Source organism: Sphingomonas sp. 22R3R2A-7 (assembly GCF_036856055.1).
In the GTDB taxonomy this organism is placed as follows: Bacteria; Pseudomonadota; Alphaproteobacteria; order Sphingomonadales; family Sphingomonadaceae; genus Sphingomonas.
Genome location: NZ_JASPFR010000001.1, coordinates 3402774 through 3427522, shown reverse-complemented (window position 1 = coordinate 3427522; position 24749 = coordinate 3402774). Strand labels below are relative to the sequence as shown.

Genomic DNA, 24749 nt, shown 5'->3' with positions numbered 1-24749 from the left:
CCTCGTGCTCCGCAAACCGCGAGATCCGCCGATTGCGGGCGGAAGCGGCGGTCATAATCGACCGCGTACAGGCTGCTCTCGGCGAAATCCGTGGGGTCGAGCACGCGCCCGACGAGGATCAGCGCGGTCCGCTCCGACTGTCCCGCGACCGCGCCCTGGATCGTCGCCAGCGTAGCGCGGATGATGTGCTGGTCGGGCCAGCTCGCGCGCCAGACGACCGCGACCGGGCAATCCGCGCCATAGGCCGGGGTCAGGTCGGCGACGACCTTTGCCAGGTTATGGGCCGACAGGTGAACCGCGAGCGTCGCCCGCGTCGCGGCGAATGCCGCGAGCGTCTCCGCGGGCGGCATCGTGCTCGCGCGGCCCGGCGTCCGCGTCAGCACCACCGACTGCGCGAGTTCGGGGAGCGTCAGCTCGACCTCGAGCGCGGCGGCGGCGGCCGCGAAGGCGGGGACGCCCGGGGTGATCGTCACGGGGATGCCCAGCGCGCGCAGCCTGCGCAACTGCTCGCCCATTGCCGACCAGATCGACACATCGCCCGAATGCAATCGCGCGACATCGTGCCCGGCGTCGTGCGCGACACGGATCTCGTCGATGATCTGGTCGAGCGACAGCGACGCACTATTGATCACCCGCGCGCCCGGCGGGCAATGGTCGAGCATCGCCGCCGGGATCAGCGAGCCTGCATACAGGCACACGCGCGACGCGGCGATCCGATCGCGGCCGCGCAGCGTCAGCAGGTCGGGCGCGCCGGGTCCGGCGCCGATGAAATGAACCGTCATGCGTGGAATCCTCGGCAAGTACCCCGCGCGATGGCGCACGTCGCCATCCGGTCGGGAGAGATGTGGCGGCTGGTCAGCAACACCGCGTCCGGCCCTGCCGCGGCGAGGGCCGCCGCCTCGGCGACGCTGCCCGTCGCGCGGTGGCGGATGCTGGCGATCGACCGCGTCGGTGTCTGCACCGCCTGCAACGCGGCGGGCGACACGCCAATGACGGTCAGCGGGCATCCGCGTGCTCGCGCCTCAACACAGTCGGCCGCGAGAAGGTCGGCAAGGGCCTGCACGAGCGCGATCTTGTCCTGCGGTACCGCGAGGATCTCGACCGGTGGGCATCCGTGCTGCGCAGTCGCCAGCGCCGCACGCAGCGCGTCGAGCCCCGCTGCGGCACGAAAGCCGAACCCCGCGACGATCACAGGACGACGCTCCATTGCACCACCGGATAGCGCGCCTGCCAGCCGCGCCGCGTGCCGAGCGGAACCGCCTCGGCCAGCTCGATCCGCAGCAACGTCCCGCCGTGCACCGCATGCCATTCGCCGAGCAGCGCCTCCGATTCGAGCGTCACCGCGTTGGCGACCAGCCGCGTACCAGCGGCAAGCGTCGTCCACAAAGCGGTGAGCAACGCATGCGAAAGACCACCCCCGACGAACACCGCATCCGGCGGGGCATGGCCTGCGAGCACTTCCGGCGCCCGCCCCTCGATCACCTCGAGCCGCTCGACGCCGAGCGTTGCTGCGTTCGCACGCGCACGCGCGGCGCGCACCGGATCGGCCTCGAACGCCAGCGCCTGCATCGACGGATCGGCGAGCAGCCACTCGATCCCGACCGATCCCGACCCCGCGCCGATATCCCACAGCCGCTCGCCCGGCCGGGGCGCGAGCGCGGACAGCGTCAGCGCGCGAACCGGGCGCTTGGTGATCTGGCCGTCATGCGCGAACCAGCTGTCCTCGATCCCGGACGCGCGCGGCATCACCGCCCCCGCCCCGGCAAAGACGATACCGACCGCGACCGGATGCGCGACGTCGTCGAGCCCGAACGTGGCGGCCGTCGTTTCGCGATGCCGTTCGCGCGCGCCCCCGATCGCCTCGAGGACGTGCATCCGCGACGCGCCGAACCCCAGATCGGACAGATACTCCGCCAGCGCCCGCACCGCCGCGCCATTCCGTACGAGCACGATCGCGCGTGCATCGGGCACGACATGACGTCGCAGCCTCGTCAGCGGTGCGGCGTGGAGACCCAGGCAGGTCGTCGTCTCGATGCCCCAGCCGAGCCGCGCCGCGACGAGCGTGAAGGTCGAGAGCGCGGGATGCGCCACCCATTCGTCAGGCGACAGATGCCGCGTCACCGACGTCCCTGCACCGTACCAGAACGGATCGCCCGACGCGAACAGGACCACCGCACGTCCGCGCTCGGCGAGCAGCGCGTCGATGCCGGACTCGAACGGGACCGGCCATGGTCGGCGCTCCGCCTTTCCTTCGCCGACAAGGTCGGGCATCAGCGCGAGGTGGCGTGCGGCGCCGGTCACGATGTCGGCGGCCGCGATCGCCGCCTTCGCAGCGTCGGACAGCCCCGCGGCGCCGTCTTCGCCGATCCCGACGATCGTCAGCCAGGGAGTGTCAGCCATGCCGAATATCCTGATCCTGGGCGGCACGACCGAGGCCAGCGCGCTCGCCGCACGACTGGCGATGCGCGGCGATCGTGCGGTGCTGAGCTTTGCCGGACGCACGGCCTCGCCACGGGCGCAGCCGATCCCGGTCCGCATCGGCGGGTTTGGCGGCGTCGATGGCCTTGCGACGTACCTGCGCGATCACCGCGTCACGCACATCGTCGATGCCACGCACCCCTTTGCTGCACGGATGAGCGGCAATGCCGTCACCGCCGCGGCGCGGGCCCGCGTGCCGCTGATCGCGCTGACCCGCCCCGCCTGGGCACCCGCCGCGGGCGATCGCTGGACGCGCGTGCCGGATCTCGATGCCGCCGTCGCCGCGCTCGCCGGACCGCCGCGACGCGTGATGCTGGCGCTCGGGCGGATGCATGTCGACGCGTTTTCGGCGCAGCCGCAGCACCAGTATCTGTTGCGCTTCGTCGACCAGCCGGAGCGCGCCCCCGCGCTGCCGGATCATTGCCTCGTCGTCGATCGTGGACCATTCGACGTAGCGGGCGACCGCGCGCTGATGGACGCGCAAGGCATCGACCTCGTGGTGTGCAAGAATGCCGGCGGGCCGGGCGCGGTCGCCAAACTCCACGCCGCGCGCGGGCGCGGCATCCCGGTCGTCATGATCGATCGCCCCCCGCTGCCCGCCCGACGCGCGGTGCACGGCGTTGAGGACGTCCTGCGCTGGCTCGATCACGACGCCGACCGCGGGGTATAGAGGATCGGCCCCACGGGCCGCGCGATGATGCGCGTCTGGCTTGACCCGACGATCACCATCGTCCGCATGTCCGCCATCGCGCCGCGCGCATCGGGCAGCGGCACGATGTCCAGCACCTCGTCAGGCGTCGAGACCGCGCGCGCGAACAGCACCGGACGCGCGTCGCGGCAGGTCGCCCGAAGGACCGCGAACGCATCGTCGAGCGTGTCAGGCCGCGCCTTCGACCGCGGGTTGTAGAACGCGATGGCAAAGTCCGCCTCCGCGGCGAGACGTATCCGGCGTTCGATCGTCTCCCATGGCTTCAGATTGTCCGAGAGGTTGATCACGCAGAAGTCATGCCCGAGCGGTGCGCCCACCCGCGCGCTTGCCGCGAGCATCGCGGTGATGCCGGGGAGCACGCGGATATCGAGCGTGCGCCATGCCGCCGGCCCCGCCTCCAGCGTCTCGAACACCGCCGCCGCCATCGCGAACACGCCCGGATCGCCCGACGACACGACGACGACGCGCCGCCCCTCGTCCGCCAGCCGCAGCGCGTGCGCCGCCCGGTCGAGCTCGACGCGGTTGTCGCTGGGATGCAGCGTCAGACCGTCTCGCGCCGCGACCCGCGCGACATAGGGGACATAGCCGATCACGTCGGTCGCCTGCGCCAGCGCCGCGGTCACCTCGGGCGTGACGAGGTCCGGATCGCCCGGCCCCAGCCCCGCGATCGTCAGCCACCCGGTCATGGCCGCCGCCCCTGTCCGTGAATCAGCAGGATCGAGAAATAGGGCGTCACCGCGTCCGCCTCGCCCAGCGGCGTGACCCGCTGGTCCTGCATCGCCGCGTGCTCGACCAGCCATGCCTCGTCCTCGCGCCCCGCAGCTGCCACCGCGCGGCGGAGCTTGCCCAGATGACGGCCGATCTTCATCACCACCAGCGCGTCGGTGTCGCGGATCCGCCGGACGAGATCCTCCTCGGGCAGCGTCGCCATCAGCACGGTGAGGACGTCGTCGCCCCAGGTGATCGGCGCCCCGCTCGCGGTCCATGCGCCCGACATCCCCGTGATCCCCGGCACGACGCACACCGGGGCGATCGTCTGCAACCGCGTATAGAGGTGCATGAACGATCCATAGAAGAACGGGTCGCCCTCGCAGAGGACAACGACATCCTCGCCGCCGCGCACCAGGCCCGCCAGATGGTCGATGCAGCCCGCATAGAAGGCCGAGAGGCAGTCGTTGTAGCGCGGGTCGGCGACTGCGATTTCGGTGGTGACGGGATATTCCATCGCGAATTCGGTGACGTCGTCGCGCAGCATGCCGTCGACGATCCTGCGCGCATGACCGCTGCGGCCGGCCTTGCGAAAATAGGCGATGTGGCGCGCGCCGCGGACGAGGCGGTCGGCGCGCACGCTCATCAGGTCGCACGCCCCCGGCCCGAGGCCGACGCCGTGGATCGTGCCGCATCGCACCGCAGAAGGCTGTACGGTGATCATTCCGCCGCGCTCGCCAGCGCGTTGACCGCGGCGACGGTGATCGCGCTGCCGCCCAGCCGGCCCTCGACGATCACGCAGGGCACGGGTTGCGCCGTCCACAGCGCGTCCTTCGATTCAACGGCGCCGACGAACCCGACGGGACATCCGATGATCGCCGCCGGCCGGGGACACGCGGGATCCTTGAGCATCGTGAGCAGATGGAACAGCGCGGTCGGCGCATTGCCGATCGCAACGATCGCGCCCGCCAGATGCGGCCGCCAGGCCTCCAGCGCGGCCGCCGACCGGGTCGTCGCCATCGCGGTCGCGAGCACGATCGTCTCGGGCTGGTGCAACGTGCAGATCACCGCATTCTCCGCGGGCAACCGCGCGCGCGTGATCCCTTCGCTGACCATCCGCGCATCGCACAGGATCGGCGCCCCGGCCCGCAACGCGGTGCGCGCGGCGTGGCCGAAACCGGGTGAAAAGCGGATATGCGCAGCGAGTTCGACCAGCCCGGCGGCGTGGATCATCCGCACCGCGACGGGCTCGTCGCCGGGCGCGAACCGCGCGAGATCGGCCTCGGCGCGGATCATCGCGAACGACTGGCGATAGATCGCCGCGCCATCGGTTTCATAGGCGTAGGGCATTCAGGCGGCTCCGAAATGGGCGAGGATCTGCGCGGCGTCGAGACCGGCATGCACGGGCGGCGCGCCGGCGCGCGCGTCGAAGGCGAGGTCGAACACGCCGTCGCGCGCCGTCAGCACGACATCGGCCGGCGCCGCGCGCGCGCATCCTTTCGCACAGCCCGAGACATGGAGCCGGCCACCGACATGCGGCGCCAATTGTCGCGCCAGCGCGCGCGTGGCCGCATTCGCCTGCGGACAGGCGGGTGCGCCGACACAGGCATCGGCGCGCAGCACGGGGGCGATCGGGTCGACGATCAGCGCGTCGCTGTCGGCCGGGAGCCGGATCGCCCCCGCGGCTTCGCAGAGCAGCATGCGCCAGGGCGTCACGCGTACCGCACCGATTGCCGGTTCGGCCTCCAGCCACCGCATGAACGCCGCCGCGGCGATCCGCCCGAACGGCAGCGCAACCGCCAGCCCGAGCGGATGGACGCCCGGCCGGATACGGGGCGCGGGCATCGCGGGCGACTCCTGCTCGCGCGCCCATGTCGGCAGCGCCGCGGCATGCCGTTCCATCCGGCCGCTGTCCGCGCCGCCGGTCTCGACGAACCAGCGTGCGAGCGCGACCAGCGTATCGATCTCACGCCCCTGCCCGAGCGGCGTGCCGCGGTGCCGCCCCTCCGCACGCAGGATCAACCCGGCCGACGCCCCCCGTTCTATCCGGAAGTCCGCCGGTGCATCCTGCAGCACCGGCGCGGTCCCGGCATCGATCGCGAAGCCGACCTTGCCCGGCAGCTCGGGGAGCTCGGCGATCCGCGCATACATGGCTCCCGCAAGGCGGTGCGTATCGTCGCCCGGCACGTGATCGGGCGCGACGAGAAGCGCCGCGCGCGCGTCAACGCCGGGGTGGGGATCGATCAGCCCGAGCTCGAGCAGCGCGTCGATGAGCGCGCGCCAGCTATCCTCGCGGACGCCGCGGATCTGCAGCCCGGCCCGACTGGTCACGTCGATCTCGCCATTGCCATGTCGCAGCGCTGCCCGGCACAGGCCAAGGAGCGCCGCGCGCGGCACCCGCCCGAGCCGTGGCCGGACGCGCACGAGCAAGCCATCGCCCGCCATCATCGGCCGCCACGCATCGGGGCACCAGCCCTTGACGACGAACGCGCTCAAGCGGGCATGCCGAGTTGCGCGAGAATGGAGTTGCGCCGCGTCGGCCACAGATTGGCGGCGTGCAGCGCGGCAAAGCGCGCGCGCATCGCCGCCAGTGCCGCGGGATTTGCGGCTTCGAGGAATTCCACGACCGTTTCGCGTGCCAGCGTCGCATCGAAATACAGGTCGATCAGCTCCACCGAGACCGCGTCGGCGAGGTGCGCGAACGCGCCGAGGTGATCGAGCGTCGCGGCGATCTCCGCCCCCCGCGAAACCCGTGGCGCAGCATCCCGTCGACCCAGGCGGGGTTCGCCGCGCGCGCATGGACGACGCGCGCAATCTCTTCGCGCAAGGGGCGTGCGCGCGGTCGATCCGGGTCGCGCGCATCGAGGTGGTACAGCGCGGCGCTGCCACCCGCGACCGACTGCGCCGCCGCGAATCCGGCCTCGTGCGCCGCATAATCCGCGGCGAGCAGCAGGTCGGTCTCGGGCAGGTCCTGCACATGGACGAACGCGTCGGCAGCGGCAACGCGGTCGCGGATACCGCGCGGATCGGAGACGTCGCGCCCGTCATCCCCCGCTTCGCCGTCAAGCGCATGGCTCGAGGCCGCAAGCCATGCCTCACCCGCGGCTAGGCGGGCGTCGGCGGTATAGGTCTCTGCCGCGTCCCCCATCGCCAGCCCGTAGCGACCCGGCCCCGGGCCATAGACGCGCGCGGTCGCCGCCTGTCCGACGAAGGGATTCCACGCCGCCGGCTCGTCACGTCGCCCAAGCGCGCGGACGGCTTGTCCGAACATCGCGCACAGCGTCGGGAATGCATCGCGGAACAACCCCGACACGCGCAGCGTGACGTCGATGCGTGGCCGGTCGAACTGTGCAAGCGGAAGGATCTCGATCCCCGTGACGCGGTCGGACTGCAGGTCCCACACCGGTTCCGCGCCGAGCAGGTGGAGCGCCATCGCGAATTCCTCGCCCGCCGTGCGCATCGTCGCCGACGCCCACAGATCGACCACGATCGTACGCGGATAGTCGCCATGATCCTGCAGATGCCGCCGGATCAGCTCGTCGGCGAGCGTCACGCCCTGCGCATGCGCGGTCCGCGACGGCACCGCGCGCGGATCGGTGGTGTACAGGTTCCGCCCCGTCGGCAGCACGTCCGCGCGTCCACGCCACGGCGAACCCGACGGCCCTCCCGCGACGCGCGCGCCCCGCAGCGCCGTCAGCAGCCCGGTGCGTTCCGCCTCGCCCTGCTCGCCGCGACCATAGACGTGCAGCCCGTCGCCGAACTGGCACTCCTTCACGTCGCACACGAACGCATCTATCCGCGTGATCGCGTCCGCGGACGATTGCGCGGTGTCGAGGTTCAGCGTCGCGGCAAGCCCGGTCGCGCTCGCCTCGTCGCGGATGTCGCGTTGCAGCCGGTCGCGTCGCGCCGGATCGAGCCCGTCCGCATTCGAGAATTCGTCGAGCAACGCCTCGAGCCGGCCGAGCCCTGCGCCGCTGCGCGTGCGCTCGAGCGGCGGGGGAACATGGCCGAGCGTGACCGCGCCGATCCGCCGCTTGGCCTGCGCGGCTTCGCCCGGGTCGTTGACGATGAACGGATAGATTACCGGCATGGCCCCCACCAGAACCTCGGGCCAGCACGCGTCCGACAGCGCCACCGACTTTCCCGGCAGCCATTCGAGCGTCCCGTGCGCGCCGACATGTACGAGCGCGTCGGTCCCCCGCGCCTGCAGCCAGAGGTAGAAGGCGGCATAGGCGTGGCGCGGACACCGCGACAGGTCGTGATACTCCCCGCTCCGCACGTCGCGCCGTCCCCGCTCGGGCTGCAGCGCGACCAGAACGCCGCCATGCTCGACCGCGGCGAACTCGAACGCGCCGCCCACGCACGCGGGATCGCTGTCGGGCGCCCCCCAGCTCCGCTCGAGATCATCGCGCACTTCGCGCGGCAGCCGCGCGAGCGCCGCCTGATACGCCGCGAGCGGCCACGTCATCCGCTGCGTCGCCAACGCGGACTCGGGCTTTTCGCGCGGTCCCTCGCCGAGCGCATACCCCGCCGCCGCCAGATCCTCGAGGATCGCGTCCGTCGATGCCAGCGCATCGAGGCCGACCGCATGCGCCATCTGGTACGCCTTGCCCGGATAGGTCGACAGCAGGATCGCGACCCGGCGCCCGGCCGCCGGCTTGCGCGCGAGACCGACCCAGGCCGTCACCCGCGCCGCGATTGCAGCGATCCGGGCCGGGTCGCCGCGGTGCTCGCGACGTGCATATTCGAGCGCGCGGTCGCGCGCGCCATCCTCCTTGAAGCTCGCGACGCCTGCGAAGAGTCGCCCGTCGACCTCGGGCAACACGACGTGCATCGCGAGATCGGCCGGGGACAGCCCGCGGCTCGACCCGGCCCAGGCGGCGCGATCGGAGGTCGCCAATGCGATCTGGAACACGGGCACCCCTGCACCGTCGAGCGGTGTCGCCTCGCCGGACCCCCGCGCCGAAAACGCGGTCGCGTTGACGATCGCCGCAGGTGCCAGCGCCGCGACCCAGCGCGCGAGCCACCCGGCCGCGTCGGGCGCCTTCAGCGACGGCGCGAACAGGCCCAGCACGTCGAACCCGTGTCCGGTGAGCGCGGCATGCAACGCCTCGATCGGATGCAGGTCCGCCGCCGTCAGATAGGAGCGATAGAATATCAGCAGCACGCGCGGGCGCTCGGCGGTCAGCGCGAACGCCGCGGGGCACGACACGCCCCCGCCCGGCTGCCACCCACCGACCTCGGCGATCGTCCGCACGCCCGGCACCGGCCCCGCATACAGCCCCGCCGCAAGCGCGAACTGCGCGAGTGCCGCCTGCGCCGCGACCGTGCCGCCGGTATCGCAGAGCAGCGCCAGCTGCCGGAGCGTCGATACCGGGATCGTCGATGCGGCATCGAGCCTCGGATCGATCCGCCCATCGGCCGACAGCACCGCCAGCGCGATCCCCTTCTCGCGCGCGAGCGCCTCGACCTGTTGCAGGCCATAGCTCCAATAGGCGCGGCCCCCGATCAGCCGGATCAGCACGCCCTTCGCACCCGCCAGCGTCCGCTCGACATAGGTATCGACCGAGAGCGGGTGCGCGAGCGTCGACAGGTTGGCGAGCCGGACCGACGGCAACGGGCTTCCCGCCGCATCCGCGCGCCGCCACCCCGCCGCGAATGCGCCGAGGTCGCTGTCAGAAAACGACAGGACGACAAGGTCTGCGGGGGTCTGCGCGAGGTCCTGCGGGACCGCGCTTTCCTCCAGCCCATGCGTCTCGCGAAAGACGACGTGCATCGTCGTCAGGCGTCCAGCGCGGCCTTGATCTGCACCGCGTCGATGCGATCATGCTCGGCGATGACGACCAGCTGCGTGCGCCGCAGCTCGTCCGCGCGCCACAACCGGTCATATTGCGTCCGCACGCGCGCGCCGACCGCCTGCACCAGCAATCGCATCGGCTTGCCCGCAACCGCGGCATAGCCCTTCACGCGCAGGATATCCGCGCTGCGGGCGAGCGCATCGATCCGTGCGGTCAGGGCGGCGGGGTCGGCGATCTCGCCAAGCTCGACGACGACGCTGTCGAAATCGTCATGCTCGTGATCATCCTCGCCGTCGTGATGCGAGGGGCGTGCGGCGATATCGTCCTCCGCCGCCGCGCCGAGCCCCAGGATCACGCGCGGGTCGATCACCCCGTCGGTCAGATCGATCACCGGCAGCGGCCGCGCCGACTCCGCCGCGATCACCGCACGCGCCCTGGCGACGCCCTCGGGCCCGGCCAGATCGACCTTGGTGAGCAGCACCAGATCCGCACACGCCAGCTGGTCCTCGAAAACCTCGGACAGCGGCGTCTCGTGATCGACGCTCGGATCGGCGGCGCGCTGCGCATCGAGTGCGGCGAGATCGGGCGCGAACCGCCCGGCCGCGACCGCCTCGGCATCGGCGAGCGCGATCACGCCGTCGACCGTGATCCGCGACCGGATCGCGGGCCAGTCGAACGCCTTGAGCAGCGGCTTGGGCAAAGCCAGCCCCGACGTCTCGATCAGGATATGGTCGGGCCGCGGGTCGAGCGCGAGCAGCGTCTCGACGGTCGGGATGAAATCATCCGCGACGGTGCAGCAGATGCAGCCATTGGCCAGCTCGACGACGTTCTCCGCCGGACAATCGGGGATCGCGCAACCCTTCAGGATGTCGCCATCGATTCCGAGCGTGCCGAATTCGTTGACCACCACCGCAAGCCGCCGCCCGCCCGCATTGCGGATCAGGTGGCTGATCAGCGTCGTTTTCCCCGCCCCCAGGAACCCGGTGACGATGGTGACGGGAACCTTGGCCAGGCTCGGGGGCCGGATTCGGCTGGATATCGGACATGCTTGCTCTCCACGGCGTCGGAACGACGGCCACGGACGGACGCACGTCCGCAGCCACACGCACGCACGACCTCGCGGCCGCACATGTTCGTCGCTCAGACGGGTTACCGTGCCGCGACCATCCCCTGGATCAAGGCAAGAGCGACCATAACGCTGGCAGGTCTCCTGGCTCGCGGGTCAAAGCTCGATGCACGCCTTCCCAGGTCCGCGACCCAGTGGCTGCCCCCGCGCTGGAGGGCCCGTGCGTCTCGCTCACCGCTTACAGTTGCAGGGACAGCCGCGGCATTGGGAGCAAAGCCCCCGCACCGCATTCCCATTCAAGCCCCGAAGGGCACCGGCGCGATCAACGAGGATCGGTAGAACCAATCCTCGAGGACCAACTTAGAGCAATTCGCAAAGGCTGCCAATGCACATCGCCCTCACAATCCTCCCCCTGGCGGGGGAGGATCAGCGAAGACCTTACCCCCGCACCACGTCGATCTCGTCGAACCGCTTCCACCGATAGATCGCAAAGCTCAGCACCCAGCACGCGACGAACAGCGCGATGATCGCGAACCCCAGCCCGTTGAAATTTTCCCCCAGCGCGGCAGCAGCGTCCCACACGCCGCCGCTCAGCCCCAGCTTCGACCCGATCAGCGCCAGCGTCTCGATTCCCCCGATCGCGATCGCGACGATCGCCGAGATCAGCGTGATCGTGATGTTGTAGTACAGCTTGCGGATCGGCTTCACGAACGCCCACTCGTACGCGCCGAGCATCACCACGCCGTCGGCGGTGTCGACCAGCGCCATCCCCACCGCGAACAGCACCGGCAGCACCAGCACCGTGCCGATCGACAGACCGTCCGCCGCCTGGCTCGCGGACAGCCCCAGGATCGCCACCTCGGTCGCGGTGTCGAACCCCAGCCCGAACAGGAAGCCAAGCGGCGCCATGTGCCAGCTTTGCGTCACCAGCCGGAACATCGGCCGGAACAGCCGCGCGAGCAGCCCGCGATTGCCGAGCAACAGGTCGAGATCCTCCTCGACATAGGCCCCGCCGCGCCGGACGTGCCCGAACGTCCGCCACACCGATCGCAGGATGATCAGGTTCATCGCCGCGATCGTAAAGAGGAACAGCGCGGAGATCATCGTCGCGACGACGCCGCCGACCTGCTTGAACGCCTCGAACTGCGACAGCGCATTGGCGGTCAGCGCGATCGCGACCGCGGCGATCAGGACGATCCCCGAATGCCCGATCGCAAACCAGAATCCGACCGCGATCGGCCGCTGCCCCTCCTGCATCAGCTTGCGCGTCACATTGTCGATCGCCGCGATGTGATCGGCATCGACCGCGTGACGCAGGCCAAGCCCCCAGGCGAGCAATGCGGTTCCGAGCATCAGCGGCTGTTCGTGGAACAGCGAGAACGCCCACCCCCACGCGGCGATGTTCGCGGCGACCAGCATCGCGAACATCACACCCACACGCTTGCGCACGGAGCCTCGCACCGGTCGTTCGATCGTCAAGCTCGTCATGTCTACCCCCCGGCGTCCGACGCGGGCGGGGGCCTGCCGCGCGAACGGCCGGGACGTGCGCCGGCCGGACGCCATGAGCGGCCGGCACGCGTCGCCGATGCGGCCCCAGCCACATGGTCGTCGCTCAGACGGCGCTTGCCGTGCCTCGGTCACCCCCTGGACCGGGACAAGAGCGACCAGACGCCGGCAGGTCTCCTGGCTCGCGGGTCAAGGCTCGACGCACACCTTCCCAGGCCGATGGCCCAGTGGCTGCCCTTTTTGAGGGGGCGCGTGCGTGTCGCTCGCCGCTTACAGTTGCAGGGACAGCCACGGCATTGGGGCGAACCCCGCACCGCATTCCCATTCAAGCCCCGAGGGGCACCGACGCGATCTGTACCGATCCGGGTTGCGCCCGATCAGCCAATCCAGGTTAGCGCGCTTTGCCGCGGCTGACGACAGGATTTGCATGCGGCACCGTCGCGCACCGCGATCCGCAACGTCTCGGCGGGTCGGGACGTTATCGCACCATCGCCACCCGTAACGCGGCCCGCTATCCCCGTTCGCGGGTTCATACGACCAGCCGCTTACCCCATCTGCCTCCAGCCCCCGCATCGATCCCCCCGCATCCTTTCCCACGCCTGCCCACCGGAGCCTTCATGCCCCCTCTCGTCCCCGTTGCCGAAGCCCAGGCCCGCCTTTTCGCGATGGCCGCGCGCGTTCCTGCCGAGCGCGTTCCCTTGCGCGCCGCGATCGGGCGCTGGGCGGCGGAGGATATCCTCGCGCGCCGGACCCAGCCCGCAACCGATCTTTCGGCGATGGACGGCTATGCGATCCGCTTTGCCGACATGCCGGGGCCGTGGCGCGTGATCGGCGAAAGCGCTGCGGGCCGCCCCTTTGCGGGTACCGTCGGCGCGGGCGAGGCGACGCGCATCTTCACGGGCGCGGCGATGCCCGCCGGCGCGAACACCGTGCTCGTCCAGGAAGAGGCCGCACGCGACGGCGACCGCCTGTCGCTCGACGGCGATGGCCCCGCGTACGAAGGCCGCAACACGCGCCGAAAGGGCCTCGACTTCGCCACCGGCACGCGGCTGATCGCCCAGGGTGACCGGCTGAGCCCGGCGCGCATCGCCGTCGCCGCGACCGGCGGGCATGGCGCGCTCCCCGTCGGGCGGCGCCTGCGCGTCGCGGTCGCCGCGACCGGCGACGAACTCGTCCCCCCGGTTCGACGGAGGATCCCGTCCCCCTGCCCGAATCGAACGGCATCATGCTGGCGGCGCTGCTCGCCGATCTGCCCGTCGACATCGTCGATCTCGGCATCCTGCCCGATCGTCTCGACACGCTGCGCGACGCATTTGCAGGCGTCGACGCCGACCTGCTCGTGACGACCGGTGGCGCGTCGGTCGGCGACCATGATCTCGTCCGCCCCGCGATCGAAGCGGCGGGCGGCAGCATCGACTTCTGGCGGATCGCGCTTCGCCCGGGCAAGCCGATGATGGCGGGGACGCTCGGTCGGACGATGTTGCTCGGCCTGCCCGGCAACCCCGTTTCCGCCTTCGTCACCGCGATCCTGTTCGTCCGCCCGGTCGTCGCGCATATGCTCGGCGCGCGCGATCCGCTCCCGCAGACGACGCACGCGCTGCTCGGCGAGGATCTGCCGCCGAACGAGTCGCGTACCGACTACATGCGCGCCGAACTGCGCGACGGGCGCGCCTATGCCTCGACCATCCAGGACAGCTCGATGCTCCTCACGCTCGCGCGGTCGACCTGCCTGATCGTCCGCGACGGCGACGCGCCGGCCGCGCGTGCGGGCGACTCGGCGGAAATCCTCATCATCGCCTGACGGATCGCTTGACGCCGGACATTGTGTTCCATAGAAGTTCCTCGTCTGTTCCGGACGGAGAACCGCTATGCTCACGCGCAAGCAGCACGAGCTTGTCTGCTTCATCAACGATCGCCTCGCAGAGACGGGCGTTTCGCCCTCGTTCGAGGAGATGAAGGACGCGCTCGACCTGAAATCCAAATCGGGCGTCCACCGCCTGATCAGCGCGCTCGAGGAGCGCAATTTCATCCGCCGCCTGCCGAACCGCGCGCGCGCGCTCGAGATCCTGCGGATGCCCGAGCGTCCGGACATGCCCGCGACGAAATCGGCCGCCGCGAAGCCCGCGCCCCCGGCCGCTCCGGCAAACGCCGAGCCGTCGCCCAGCGTGCGCCCGGCGCATATCCCGGTCGCCGCGAACGACGTCGTCGAGATTCCGCTGCACGGGCGGATCGCCGCAGGCGTGCCGATCGAGGCGTTCGAAGGCAGCTCGATGCTGGCCGTCCCCGCCGCCTTGCTCGGCTCGGGCGAGCATTATGCGCTCGAGGTGTCCGGCGATTCTGATGGTCGATGCGGGAATTCTCGATGGCGACTATGCGCTGATCCGCCGCACCGAGACCGCCCGCGACGGCGAGATCGTCGTCGCACTGATCGAGGACAGCGAGGCGACGCTCAAATATTTCCGCCGCGAAGGCGCGATGGTCCGGCTCGATCCCGCCAACCGCTCCTATGACCCGCAACGCTACGCGCCCGCGCAGGTCCGTGTGCAGGGCAAGCTGTCGGGCATCCTGCGGCGTTACGACTGACTATGGGGTACGCGGGAGGGAGGCGACGAAGCGGTCGACGCTTTCCTGCACCCTTTCGCCAGCTGTCAGGACCGGAAAAAAGCCTCACTCCTATTCCGGCTCTGGCTTACCCCCGTCATCCTGACGAAAGTCAGGATCCAGAGCCAAGAGCCTCGTCCCGTTAGTCCCGGATACGCAAACCGTTCAGCGCGGGCCCAGGCTCGATGCGGGAGCCGGAACTGATCCAGCCCGCACGATACAGCAAAGCCATTACCGCCAACGGTCCACCAGCCAGAAAATCCCGTCAGGAGTTAGCACGAGCGCGTTGTCATCCCGAACGTCGGTGCGCTCCGCTTACGACCAGGACCGGACCCGGCGCCCGGCCCCGTGGCCGAACCGCCCCGCGGATCGTTCGAGCGTCGGTGGCATACGCCAGGGATGCCGGTCACCAGGTTCGAGGACCGTCGCCACCCGCCCCGTCCGCAACGTCAGCGCGACACCGTCGGTATGTTGCAGCGTCGACCGGTCAAGCCTCAGCCACCGCGGTTCGCACGTCTTTGGCAGCCCCCGCTCGCTGACGACGATATCCGCCGCGCGACACGCGGCGACGAGTTCGGCGATCGGCACGCGATACATGCTGCGCGTCGCCAGCACGCGCCAGCGCCGTCCGCCTGCCACGACATCCGTCATGCACAGGTCACGGCTGCACCGCGCATCGGGCTGATCCGCCAGCAGCAACGGCTCGCCGTCGACGCCGCCATTTTCCGCCAGCGTGTCGCGCATATACGCCCCCGCCCGGTCGCGCAGCAGCGCCAGCCCCGCCGCCGTCCGCACTGCGACGTGCCGCCCGTCGCCGGTCACCAGGATATCGGGCGGCGGCGTCGTCAGCGCCCAGATCGCGCCGATCGCAAGCGGGACCGCACCCAGCCGCCGCCAGCGCGTCCGCCAGACCGCGATCCACAGCCCGCCGGTCACCATCGCCGCGAACGCCGCGTCGGGCATCGCGGGCAGCGATCGGACCGCGCCGGGCGCCGCGGCGACCCGGTGTGCCAGCCAGAGCAGTGCGTCGAGCGGCAGCTGAACGAGGGGCCAGACGATCCCGCCAACGCCGACCCCGTCGAGCAGGAGCGCCAGCGCCTCAAGCGGCATGATCACGAACGTCGTCAGCGGGATCGCGACGATATTGGCGAACGCGCCGTAAACGCCCGCCTTGTGGAAGTGATAGACGGCGATCGGCATCAGCGCGATCTCGACGACCAGCCCGGTCAGCAGCAGCGATCCGAGCCCGCGGGCGACCCGCGCCAGACGGCGCTCTTCGTGCGCACCGAAGAATTCCCGGATCGCAGGATGTTCGTGGAGCGCGATGATCGCCGTGATCGCGGCGAACGACAACTGGAAGCTCGGCCCCGCGGCGGAGTCCGGGCGCACCAGCATCACGCACATCGCCCCCGCCGCGACCAGCCGCAACGTCATCGCCTCGCGCCCCATCGCCAGCGCCGCGAGCACGAGCAGCGCGGCGACGCAGGATCGGATCGTCGGCACCTGGCTGCCCGTCAGCAACGTATAGCCGATCGCCGCGGCAGCCCCCGCCATCGCCGCGATCAGCGGCAGCCGGACGTGGCGCGCCAGCCAGGGAAACAACGCGAGCAGCCGCATCACCACCAGCATCGTCGCCGCGACCGCCGCGGTGATGTGCAGCCCGCTGACCGACAGGAGGTGTGCTAGCCCGGCGCGGCGCATCGCCTGCGAATCCGCGTCGCTGATCGCCCCGACATCGCCCGTCGCCAGCGCCGCGGCGATGCCCCCTGCACTCCCCGTCAGTCGCGATTCGATATGCTGCGACAGCGTCACGCGTATCCCCGCCCCCGGCCGCTCGGCACGATCACCCGGACCGGCGCGAATCCCCTGCCCGTCGCGCCGATCTCCGCGAACCACGCGACGCGGGCAAAGTCATAGGCGCCCGGAACGGCCGGCAGCGCGGGCGGCATCAGCCGCGCGCGCAGACCGATGACCGCACCTCGCCCGAGCAGCGTCGGCACGTCATGCTCGGCGAGGTTGACGCGGATCCGGTAGGGCAATGCCACCGGCCGCCCTTGCCCATCCGCGCCCGCGCCCTCGGGCAGCAGCGTCAGACGGACGAGGTCGCGGTCGACCAGCGGCTCGATCGATTCGACCCGCGCCCGGAACGTGGCGAAGGTCGGGCCGCCAAGCACGGGACGCGCGACGCTGTCTGACCTCAGCCAGGTCAGCCCAAGGCCGAGGCCCGCGGCCAGCGCCCCGATCGCCAGCGCCCGCGCCGCGCGCCCGCCCTGCCCGATCGCCAGTCCCGCCAGCGATATCGCCGCCAGCATCAGCAACGCGACGCGCCACGCCGCCGGACCGGGCAGCGCGAACCACAACGCGACCCCGCCCCCCGTCATCACCGGCAGCCACAAGGCGAGCTGATCGCGCTCCGCCTCCAGCCAGCGCTCGACCGCGATGCCTGCCGCCACCGCCCATTGCGGCACGCCCATTTGTCGCCGCCACGGACGCATGCTAGGGGCGGCGACGGCTGTCATGGCCATCGTTTCTCCATCGTTTCTACAGTCTGGGAGCACCCGCGGTTGGGCGCAATATCTGATACGGATGCCGTCGGTTCGGCCGCACCCGTGGTTACCCGTTTCGCTCCGTCGCCGACGGGGTTCCTGCATCTTGGCGGCGCGCGCACCGCGCTGTTCAACTGGCTGTTCGCAAAGGCGAATGGCGGCAAGTTTTTGCTCCGGATCGAGGATACCGACCGGGTCCGCTCGACCCAGCCGGCAATTGACGCCATTCTGGACGGAATGCGCTGGCTCGGGCTCGACTGGGACGGCGACGCGATCATGCAGTTCGCCCGCGCCGACCGTCACGCGCAGGTCGCGCACCAGATGGTCGAGGCGGGGCACGCCTATCGCTGCTACATGACCAACGACGAGATCGCGGCGATGCGCGCCGAGGCACAGGCAGCCAAGAAGCCGCTGCGCATCCGCAGCCCGTGGCGCGATCGCCCGGCGAGCGAGGCGCCCGATCTGCCGCATGTCGTCCGCCTGCGCGCACCGCAGGAAGGCGCGGTCACGATCGAGGACCGGGTTCAGGGCGCGGTCACCGTCCGCAACGAGGAGATCGACGACCTCGTCCTGCTCCGCTCCGACGGGACGCCGACCTACATGCTCGCGGTCGTGGTCGACGATCATGATATGGGCGTGACGCACGTCATCCGCGGCGACGATCACCTTAACAACGCGTTCCGCCAATTGCCGATCTACCGCGCGATGGACGCGATCGAGGGCGGCTGGCCCGATCCGATCTACGCACACATCCCGCTGATCCACGGGTCCGACGGCGCCAAGCTGTCGAAGCGCCACGGCGCGGTCGGGATCGAGGCGTACCGCGACGAGATGGGCATCCTTCCCGAGGCGTTCGACAATTACCTGCTCCGGCTCGGCTGGGGACATGGCGACGCGGAGATCATCAGCCGCGATCAGGCCGTCGAATGGTTTGACCTCGGCGGCGTCGGCAAGTCACCGTCGCGCTTCGATCTCAAGAAGCTCGAAAACCTCAACGGTCATTATATCCGCGAGGCCGACGACGCACGGCTCGCGCAGCTTGCGGCGGATCGTCTCGGCCATGACCTGCCGACCGGCGGACTGGACCTGCTCACGCGTGCAATGCCTGTCCTGAAGCCGCGTGCCGCCAACCTGAACGAACTGGCCGAGGGGTCGAATTTCCTCTTCAGCCAGCGTCCATTGGCGATGGACGACGCCGCGGCGAGCCTTTTGCAAGGTGAGGCGAGTGCGATTTTGGGGAACGCCCATGCTGAACTTGACGCGCTCGACCAGTGGGATACGGAGGCCCTCGAAGGCGCGGTACGGCGCGTGGCCGAAGCGCGGGGCCTCAAGCTTGGCCAGGTCGCGCAACCACTCCGCGCCGCGCTGACGGGACGCAAGACGTCACCGGGAATATTCGACGTGCTCGACCTGCTCGGGCGCGACGAGAGCCTCGGTCGGATCGCCGACCGGATGGCAAGCTGATAAGATTTCGAGGAAGGATACAAGCATGAGCGAGACCGCAAACCTCAAGGTCGATGGCAAGGAATTCGATTACCCGGTCATGTCGGGTACCGTCGGCCCCGACGTCATCGATATCCGCAAGCTGTACGCACAAACCGACAATTTCACCTATGATCCGGGCTTCACTTCGACGGCATCGTGCCAGTCGAAGCTGACCTATATCGATGGTGACGCGGGCACGCTGCTGCACCGCGGCTACACGATCGGCGAGCTCGCCGAGCAGTCGAACTTCATGGAAGTCGCCTATCTGCTGCTCAACGGCGAGCTGCCGAGCGAGGACGAGCTCGCGACCTTCTCGAACACGATCACGCGCCACACGATGGTGCACGAGCAGCTCGCGCAGTTCTTCCGCGGCTTCCGTCGCGACGCGCATCCGATGGCGATCCTGTGCGGCGTCGTCGGCGCGCTCTCGGCCTTCTATCACGATTCGACCGACATCCATGATCCGGCACAGCGCGTCATCGCGTCGCACCGCCTGATCGCCAAGATGCCGACGATCGCCGCGATGGCGTACAAATACAGCGTCGGCCAGCCGTTCGTCTATCCGGACAACACGCTGAGCTACACCGGCAACTTCCTGAAGATGACGTTCGGCGTCCCCGCCGAGAAGTACGTCGTGAACCCGATCGTCGAGAAGGCGATGGACCGCATCTTCATCCTCCACGCCGATCACGAGCAGAACGCGTCGACCTCGACCGTCCGTCTCGCCGGCTCGTCGGGCGCCAACCCGTTCGCGTGCATCGCGGCGGGCATCGCCTGCCTGTGGGGCCCCGCGCATGGCGGCGCGAACGAAGCCGCGCTCAACATGCTGCACGAGATCGGCACGGTCGATCGGATCCCCGAGTTCATCGCGCGCGCGAAGGACAAGAACGATCCGTTCCGCCTGATGGGCTTCGGTCACCGCGTCTACAAGAACTACGATCCGCGCGCGGCCGTCATGCAGACGACCGTCAAGGAAGTGCTCGGCGAACTGGGCGTCACTGACCCCGTGTTCGACGTCGCGATCGAGCTCGAGCGTCTCGCGCTCAACGATCCGTACTTCATCGAGAAGAAGCTCTTCCCGAACGTCGATTTCTATTCGGGCGTGATCCTGTCGGCGATCGGCTTCCCGACCTCGATGTTCACCGTGCTGTTCGCGCTTGCGCGCACCGTCGGCTGGGTCGCGCAGTGGAACGAGATGATCACCGATCCCGACCAGAAGATCGGCCGTCCGCGTCAGCTGTACAGCGGCCCGACGCAGCGTGACTACACGCCGATGGCATCGCGTTGATGCGCGTCCCTGCCTCGAAGATCGGGTGCTGAGATGAAGTTCAGGCCGATCCTGATTGTCATCGGCGTGGTCTGCACGCTGATGGGGTTCCTCTGGATCGGCCAGGGCCTCGGCTACGTCCATTGGCCGCAGTCGAGCTTCATGCTCGACCAGCGGCCATGGGCGGACCGCGGCGCCGCGCTCGCCGTGTTAGGGCTGCTGCTGATCCTGGTCGCGCGCCGCCTGCGTCGGTAACGTCAACACGAACCGCGCACCCTCGCCGGCCGCGCTGTCGATCGTCAGGTCGCCGCGCATCGCACGCGCAAGCCGCCGCGCGATATAGAGCCCCAGCCCGTTGCCGCCGGGCTCCGACGGATCGACCCGCTCGAATTTCTCGAAGATGCGCGTCTGATCCGCAAGCGCGACGCCCTTGCCCTCGTCCGCGACCGTCACCGTGGCGCGATCACCATGGGTGCTCGCGGTCACGACGACCGTGCCCCCCTTTGGCGAATACCGGACCGCGTTGCCGATCAGGTTGACCAGGATCTGCAGCACGCGGCGGAAGTCGCCCTGCGCGGCGATGCTCGCGTCGAACGCCGGCCGCGCGACGCCGACATCCGCGTTCGCCGCCCTGACCGACAGCAAACCCGCGGCCCGACGTGCGATGTCGGCGACGTCGATCGGCTCCGGCAGCAGCGTGAAATCGGGTCGTTCCACGGCCTGCAGATCGACCAGGTCGTCGACGAGCGCGAGCAGATGACGCCCGGCATTGGCGATGTCCGACGCATAATCCGCATAATCGTGTCGCACCGGGCCATCGGCCTGCGCATGGATGCTGTCGGCATTCGCGACGATCCGGGCCAGCGGCTTGCGGAGCGCGCGGTCGAGCCCCGCGGTGAAGGTCGGCGACAGCTGATCCGACTCCGGTTTGGCCTCGACCACCCCGCGCTCGCCGCCCGCGGTGAGATCGGTAACCACCTGAACGCCCCCCACATAGCCGGCAAAGGCGCCGTGCGCGTCATGGCGCGTCTCGGCGGATAGACGGACCCTCAGCCCCGTCCCCTGAAACCGCGCGGGCAGCATCGCGAACGCGCGCCGCTGCGACAGCGCATCGAGGATCGCCGCGCCCTCGTTCTGGTCGGCATCGAGCGCGACCATCGCCGAGATCGGCTGGCCCAGCAGCGCGAGCGGATCGAACCCGTATCTGGTCCCCGCGTCGAGCGAGACGAACGTCAGATGCAGGCTCGCATCGGTCTCCCAACGCAGATCCGCCCCGGTAGCCTGAAAGTCGAGGACCGCACGGCGTGGCGAGGCGGGCGCCCGGGACGGCTGGACCTCACGCCAGCCACTGACGGTCAGGCGGATATGGTCGCCATCGGGCTGCGCGCGGACCCACAGGTCGATATCGACATCGTCGTCGGCGATGACCGTCCCGCGCGAGACGATGATGCCGAGCCTTTGCGACAGTTTCGTGATCGCAGCGAGTTGCGGCACCGCGAGCGGCGCGCCGATCATGCCGCCCGCGCGCGTGTTCAACGCCACCAGTACCGGGTCCGCCGACAGCAGCACGCCGTCGCGCGCGACCGCGGCCTGCGCCACGGCCGGATCGTCGGCCGGGTGATGAAACGAAGCGTGCGTCGTCATTACCGGTCAGAACGCGTGAGCGCGCGCAACGCAACCCGGAAATCGCGGTGGAGCGAGAGCGGTGCGATCGCAGCCCGCGCATCCGCCTCGGTGACCGCCATGATGCCGTCCAGCGCCTCGGCGAAGCTCTCGATATCGCGTCGTGGATCCGCCTCGGACAGGGCAAGCCCGATCCGCGCGATCGTCTCGCGGTCGAGGTTGTTCGCGCGCAAGGCAAGCCAGAGCTGGTCGCCCTCGGGATCGACGACGATCGCCCGTGCCTGGTCGAAATCCATGCCCGTCGCGGAGGCCAGCACCGCGATGAACAGCGCGAGCCGGCGGTCGCCCAGCGCCTCGACGAGCAACGCGGGCAGTTCGTCGGGTCGCGCGTCGATCGCGAGCGCGAGCCGCGCGGCGACCGCCTCGAGCCGCTCGCCTTCGTCGTGCGCCGCCAGGCAGCGCAGCGCGGCATCGGTGATCGCCCGGTCGCTCTGCACCACGCCCCCGGTCGCGGACGGTACGCCCGCATCCTTCATCAGATCGTGAAGGCCCTCGCGGATCGCCGCCGCAACCCACCAGACGAGCCGGTGATGCAGTTCGGCGGGGAGTTCGCTGCGCGCGCCCGCGCCCGTCTCGTTGGCGGTACGCCGTCGGCTGTCCGCCACCAGCAGCGCGGTCGCGGCGGTCGCGACGATCGTATCCGGCACCGCGGCCAGCCGGACGAGCAGGCTGGCGGTATCGGGCCCGGAAATTGCGCTCGGCAGCGCCTGCGCGATCAGGTCGTGACGAACCCGCGCGATCAGTTCGCCCATCAGATCCCGGTCGCGCAACAGTCCGGCGCGCGTCAGCCGCAGCATCGCGCCGCCCTGCGTCAGCATCGCCTCTGCGCGCGCGGTCTCTCCCGCGGCGACGAGCAGTCGCGCCGCATGCCGTCGGATATCGGTCTCGATTCCCCCGACGACACCGCGCAGCCACTGCGCGATCAACGCACGCGCGCGGTCATCCAGCCGTGCCGGGGTATCGAGGAAAAAGTCGGCGATGGCGCCGTCGAGCCGATCCTCGCCACGCGACCGCGCGCGCTCGGCACGCGCGATGGCATGCAGGCGGGACAAAGCGGCATCACGCATCGGGTCAGGACCGACCGACATTTCGCCGGGACTAGCGGCTTGTCGTTAAAACGAGACTAAGGTTGAAGACGAAGTCGTTCGATTGCCGCGGCAAGTGTCACCGTTGCATAGGCCGCCGCGGCGACGAGGCCGGCCAGCGGAAACCCAATGAGCTCGAACAGCGTCACGACCAGCAGATACGCCGGTGCACTACCCCACCACAGCCGTCGCTCGCGTTCGACGATCGCGCGTTCGCCCAGCGCGGCGATCGCGACGAGCGCGGTCGCGACCGCCAGCATGGTGTTATCGCCGCTGTACCCGGTCGTGAAATAGGCGAACACCAGCACCGCCAGCGCGCAGACGATGCCGATGCCGCGCGTCTGGACCACGGCGACGGCTTCGTCGTCGCGTAGCCCGCTCAGCACCGCCCCCATCGCCAGCCCGATCCCCGCCACGCTCGCGAGCACGAGGCCCGTGGTCAGCCAGCCGAACCCCATCGCGACCAGCCCGACCAGCGCGACGCCCACCGCGCCGCCGCCGACCGCGGTACCCGCAACGTTCCGGTCGACCAGCATCGGCAGCGCGAGCCGCGCGATCGGCGCCAGTACATAGCGGTCGAACCAGCCGCTGCGTCCCGATACGATCGTCGCGAGCACCGCGCGGCCACGCTCCTCGAGCGTGCGTGCCTCGCGTTCGATCCCGTGGCCGCTGCGAATCGCGTCGGTCGGCAACAGGATCTGCACCGCGCGCGCCTGCACCGCCATCCGAAGCAGCGTCGATTGCAAGTCGTAATCCTGCGGCAGCCCCGCCACTTCGGCGATCCGCGCAGGGTCGAGCCGCGCAACACCCGCCCAGGCCATCTGCCCGCCGACCCGCTCGAAGCCGGGCCCCGCATCGTCCTCGGGCACGACGAGCAGCGCATCGCCGCCCTCGTTGGCGATCGCGGCCACGATGCTTTCGGTCGTCACGAGCCCGTCGCCGAGCATCAGCACGCGTGCGAGCGGATGAAGCTTTTCCATCGCCTCGCTCGCGGACCGGACCGTGTCGACGGTGATGCCACGGCGGTTGATGCGGTTGATCGCGCCGAGCAGTTCGGGCGTCAGCCGCGCAACGACGACGATCATCTGCCGTACGCCCGCGGCGATCAGCAGTCTGGCCTGATACTCGATCAGCGTCACGCCGCTGAACGGCAGGGTGGCGGCAAGACGATCGGGACGATCGTCGGCGTCATGAATAGCGAAGAGAAGCCCGGCAAGCATCTGCGGCTGTTAGGCTCCATAGCGCGAGATGCAAAGCCCGCGCAGCATGCCAATAGGACCGTTCGTCCCCGCGAGCCAGCCAAACGCCGGGCCTGATGCAGATCAATTTCGCATTATTCCGCGCGCGGATGCGACCGGGCTCGCTAGAGACGCGCTATCTCGTGATGGATCCGGCGCATCACCTCGGTATCGTGCGGCGTGCTGTCGATCGCCGCCGTCGCCGCCGCCATCAACCGCACCGCACCAAAGCTTGCCGCAAGCCCCTTCATGCGCCGCGCAGCGAGCGTCCACGCGTCTATGTCGGTCGACATCCTCATCTGCGTCAGCGCCCCCTCGACGCTGGCAATGAACGCGAGCCGCAGCTCCGCGATCAGCAGCGGTTCGTCGCCCACCGCGGCCGCGAGCGCCGCATCGATTGCTCCGGGATCATACGCCATGAGCCGACCCCTAGATGCGATAGGCTTAAGAGGAGGTTGCGCTATTCGCTTTGTCGATCGCGAAATCATGGTAAAACCCAGATCATGAACGGGGGTTCTTCCATCATCGGCCTACGTGCGGAGCCCGCACCGGACCCGTTTCGTGCGGACGTCCCACCAC

General features: G+C 69.9%; 18 protein-coding genes, 4 pseudogenes and 2 riboswitches. Of the genes and pseudogenes, 6 read left to right on the top strand and 16 right to left on the bottom strand.

What is annotated here, in order from left to right; genetic code table 11:
• Nucleotides 1–5: 5 nt before the first annotated feature.
• The 3 genes and pseudogenes from cobM to cbiE all read right to left on the bottom strand — a co-directional run.
• Nucleotides 6–782, bottom strand: a pseudogene (gene cobM / locus QP165_RS16410) (precorrin-4 C(11)-methyltransferase); the annotation flags it as partial.
• Complete coding sequence (locus QP165_RS16405) at nucleotides 779–1207, bottom strand: cobalamin biosynthesis protein (protein ID WP_333996406.1); 429 nt, start codon at nucleotides 1205–1207, stop codon at nucleotides 779–781. The gene QP165_RS16405 and the pseudogene cobM, both read right to left, overlap by 4 nt.
• Nucleotides 1189–2400 carry a precorrin-6y C5,15-methyltransferase (decarboxylating) subunit CbiE gene (gene cbiE, locus QP165_RS16400; protein WP_333996405.1) on the bottom strand — a complete coding sequence of 404 codons (1212 nt, stop codon included), beginning with the start codon at nucleotides 2398–2400 and terminating at the stop codon, nucleotides 1189–1191. The genes QP165_RS16405 and cbiE overlap by 19 nt, the downstream gene beginning before the upstream one ends.
• Between cbiE and QP165_RS16395 the strand changes: the two genes are divergently transcribed.
• The gene (locus QP165_RS16395) at nucleotides 2399–3148 is read left to right on the top strand and encodes a cobalt-precorrin-6A reductase (protein WP_333996404.1); all 750 of its coding nucleotides are present in this window, start codon (nucleotides 2399–2401) and stop codon (nucleotides 3146–3148) included. The genes cbiE and QP165_RS16395 overlap by 2 nt on opposite strands.
• Here QP165_RS16395 and cobJ read toward each other — a convergent pair.
• From cobJ to QP165_RS16360, 7 genes and pseudogenes are all read right to left on the bottom strand, one after another.
• The gene (cobJ, locus tag QP165_RS16390) at nucleotides 3124–3873 is read right to left on the bottom strand and encodes a precorrin-3B C(17)-methyltransferase (RefSeq protein ID WP_333996403.1); all 750 of its coding nucleotides are present in this window, start codon (nucleotides 3871–3873) and stop codon (nucleotides 3124–3126) included. The two genes, QP165_RS16395 and cobJ, sit on opposite strands and share 25 nt — an antisense overlap.
• The gene (cobI, locus tag QP165_RS16385; RefSeq protein ID WP_333996402.1) at nucleotides 3870–4619 is read right to left on the bottom strand and encodes a precorrin-2 C(20)-methyltransferase; all 750 of its coding nucleotides are present in this window, start codon (nucleotides 4617–4619) and stop codon (nucleotides 3870–3872) included. The genes cobJ and cobI overlap by 4 nt, the downstream gene beginning before the upstream one ends.
• Nucleotides 4616–5245, bottom strand: coding sequence for a precorrin-8X methylmutase (locus QP165_RS16380; protein WP_333996401.1), 630 nt, complete (start codon nucleotides 5243–5245; stop codon nucleotides 4616–4618). Before QP165_RS16380 ends, cobI begins: the two co-directional genes overlap by 4 nt.
• Nucleotides 5246–6391 (bottom strand): cobalamin biosynthesis protein CobG, encoded by a 1146-nt coding sequence (locus QP165_RS16375; protein WP_333996400.1) that lies wholly within the window; start codon nucleotides 6389–6391, stop codon nucleotides 5246–5248.
• Nucleotides 6388–9671 (bottom strand): annotated as a pseudogene (gene cobN / locus QP165_RS16370) (cobaltochelatase subunit CobN). The gene QP165_RS16375 and the pseudogene cobN overlap by 4 nt, the downstream one beginning before the upstream one ends.
• 5 nt (nucleotides 9672–9676) lie before the next feature.
• Nucleotides 9677–10720, bottom strand: coding sequence for a cobalamin biosynthesis protein CobW (gene cobW, locus QP165_RS16365; RefSeq protein ID WP_333997056.1), 1044 nt, complete (start codon nucleotides 10718–10720; stop codon nucleotides 9677–9679).
• 156 nt (nucleotides 10721–10876) lie between these two features.
• A riboswitch (cobalamin riboswitch) is annotated at nucleotides 10877–11092 on the bottom strand.
• A 105-nt stretch (nucleotides 11093–11197) separates the two neighbouring features.
• Entirely contained in the window at nucleotides 11198–12187 is a 990-nt protein-coding gene (locus tag QP165_RS16360; RefSeq protein WP_443019381.1) for a HoxN/HupN/NixA family nickel/cobalt transporter, read from the bottom strand.
• A 228-nt stretch (nucleotides 12188–12415) separates the two neighbouring features.
• Nucleotides 12416–12627: riboswitch (cobalamin riboswitch) on the bottom strand.
• A 255-nt stretch (nucleotides 12628–12882) separates the two neighbouring features.
• Here QP165_RS16360 and QP165_RS16355 point away from each other — a divergent pair.
• Both QP165_RS16355 and lexA read left to right on the top strand, forming a co-directional pair.
• Nucleotides 12883–14066, top strand: a pseudogene (locus tag QP165_RS16355) (molybdopterin molybdotransferase MoeA).
• 67 nt (nucleotides 14067–14133) lie between these two features.
• A pseudogene (lexA, locus tag QP165_RS16350) lies at nucleotides 14134–14848 on the top strand (transcriptional repressor LexA).
• A gap of 333 nt (nucleotides 14849–15181) precedes the next feature.
• On the opposite strand, the gene QP165_RS16345 reads toward lexA, so the two are convergent.
• A complete protein-coding gene (locus QP165_RS16345; protein ID WP_333996398.1) occupies nucleotides 15182–16678 on the bottom strand; it encodes a ComEC/Rec2 family competence protein in 1497 nt (498 codons plus the stop codon).
• On the bottom strand, nucleotides 16675–17391 hold the full coding sequence (locus QP165_RS16340; RefSeq protein WP_333996397.1) for a DUF4131 domain-containing protein: 717 nt from the start codon (nucleotides 17389–17391) through the stop codon (nucleotides 16675–16677). Before QP165_RS16340 ends, QP165_RS16345 begins: the two co-directional genes overlap by 4 nt.
• Before the next feature lie 39 nt (nucleotides 17392–17430).
• Between QP165_RS16340 and gltX the strand changes: the two genes are divergently transcribed.
• The 3 genes from gltX to QP165_RS16325 are packed head-to-tail and all read left to right on the top strand — an operon-like array spanning nucleotide 17431 to nucleotide 20419.
• Nucleotides 17431–18876, top strand: a complete 1446-nt coding sequence (gene gltX / locus QP165_RS16335) for a glutamate--tRNA ligase (RefSeq protein WP_443019322.1) — start codon at nucleotides 17431–17433, stop codon at nucleotides 18874–18876.
• A 25-nt stretch (nucleotides 18877–18901) separates the two neighbouring features.
• Entirely contained in the window at nucleotides 18902–20185 is a 1284-nt protein-coding gene (locus tag QP165_RS16330) for a citrate synthase (RefSeq protein ID WP_056021445.1), read from the top strand.
• A gap of 33 nt (nucleotides 20186–20218) precedes the next feature.
• The gene (locus QP165_RS16325; protein ID WP_333996395.1) at nucleotides 20219–20419 is read left to right on the top strand and encodes a hypothetical protein; all 201 of its coding nucleotides are present in this window, start codon (nucleotides 20219–20221) and stop codon (nucleotides 20417–20419) included.
• Here the strand turns inward: QP165_RS16325 and QP165_RS16320 are convergent.
• The 4 genes from QP165_RS16320 to QP165_RS16305 form a co-directional block, all read right to left on the bottom strand.
• A complete protein-coding gene (locus QP165_RS16320; protein WP_333996394.1) occupies nucleotides 20375–21808 on the bottom strand; it encodes a sensor histidine kinase in 1434 nt (477 codons plus the stop codon). The genes QP165_RS16325 and QP165_RS16320 overlap by 45 nt on opposite strands.
• Nucleotides 21808–22899 carry a DUF2336 domain-containing protein gene (locus QP165_RS16315; RefSeq protein WP_333996393.1) on the bottom strand — a complete coding sequence of 364 codons (1092 nt, stop codon included), beginning with the start codon at nucleotides 22897–22899 and terminating at the stop codon, nucleotides 21808–21810. Before QP165_RS16315 ends, QP165_RS16320 begins: the two co-directional genes overlap by 1 nt.
• A gap of 71 nt (nucleotides 22900–22970) precedes the next feature.
• Entirely contained in the window at nucleotides 22971–24152 is a 1182-nt protein-coding gene (locus QP165_RS16310) for a hypothetical protein (protein WP_333996392.1), read from the bottom strand.
• A gap of 143 nt (nucleotides 24153–24295) precedes the next feature.
• Nucleotides 24296–24589 carry an Hpt domain-containing protein gene (locus QP165_RS16305; RefSeq protein ID WP_333996391.1) on the bottom strand — a complete coding sequence of 98 codons (294 nt, stop codon included), beginning with the start codon at nucleotides 24587–24589 and terminating at the stop codon, nucleotides 24296–24298.
• Between the last annotated feature and the right edge of the window lie 160 nt (nucleotides 24590–24749).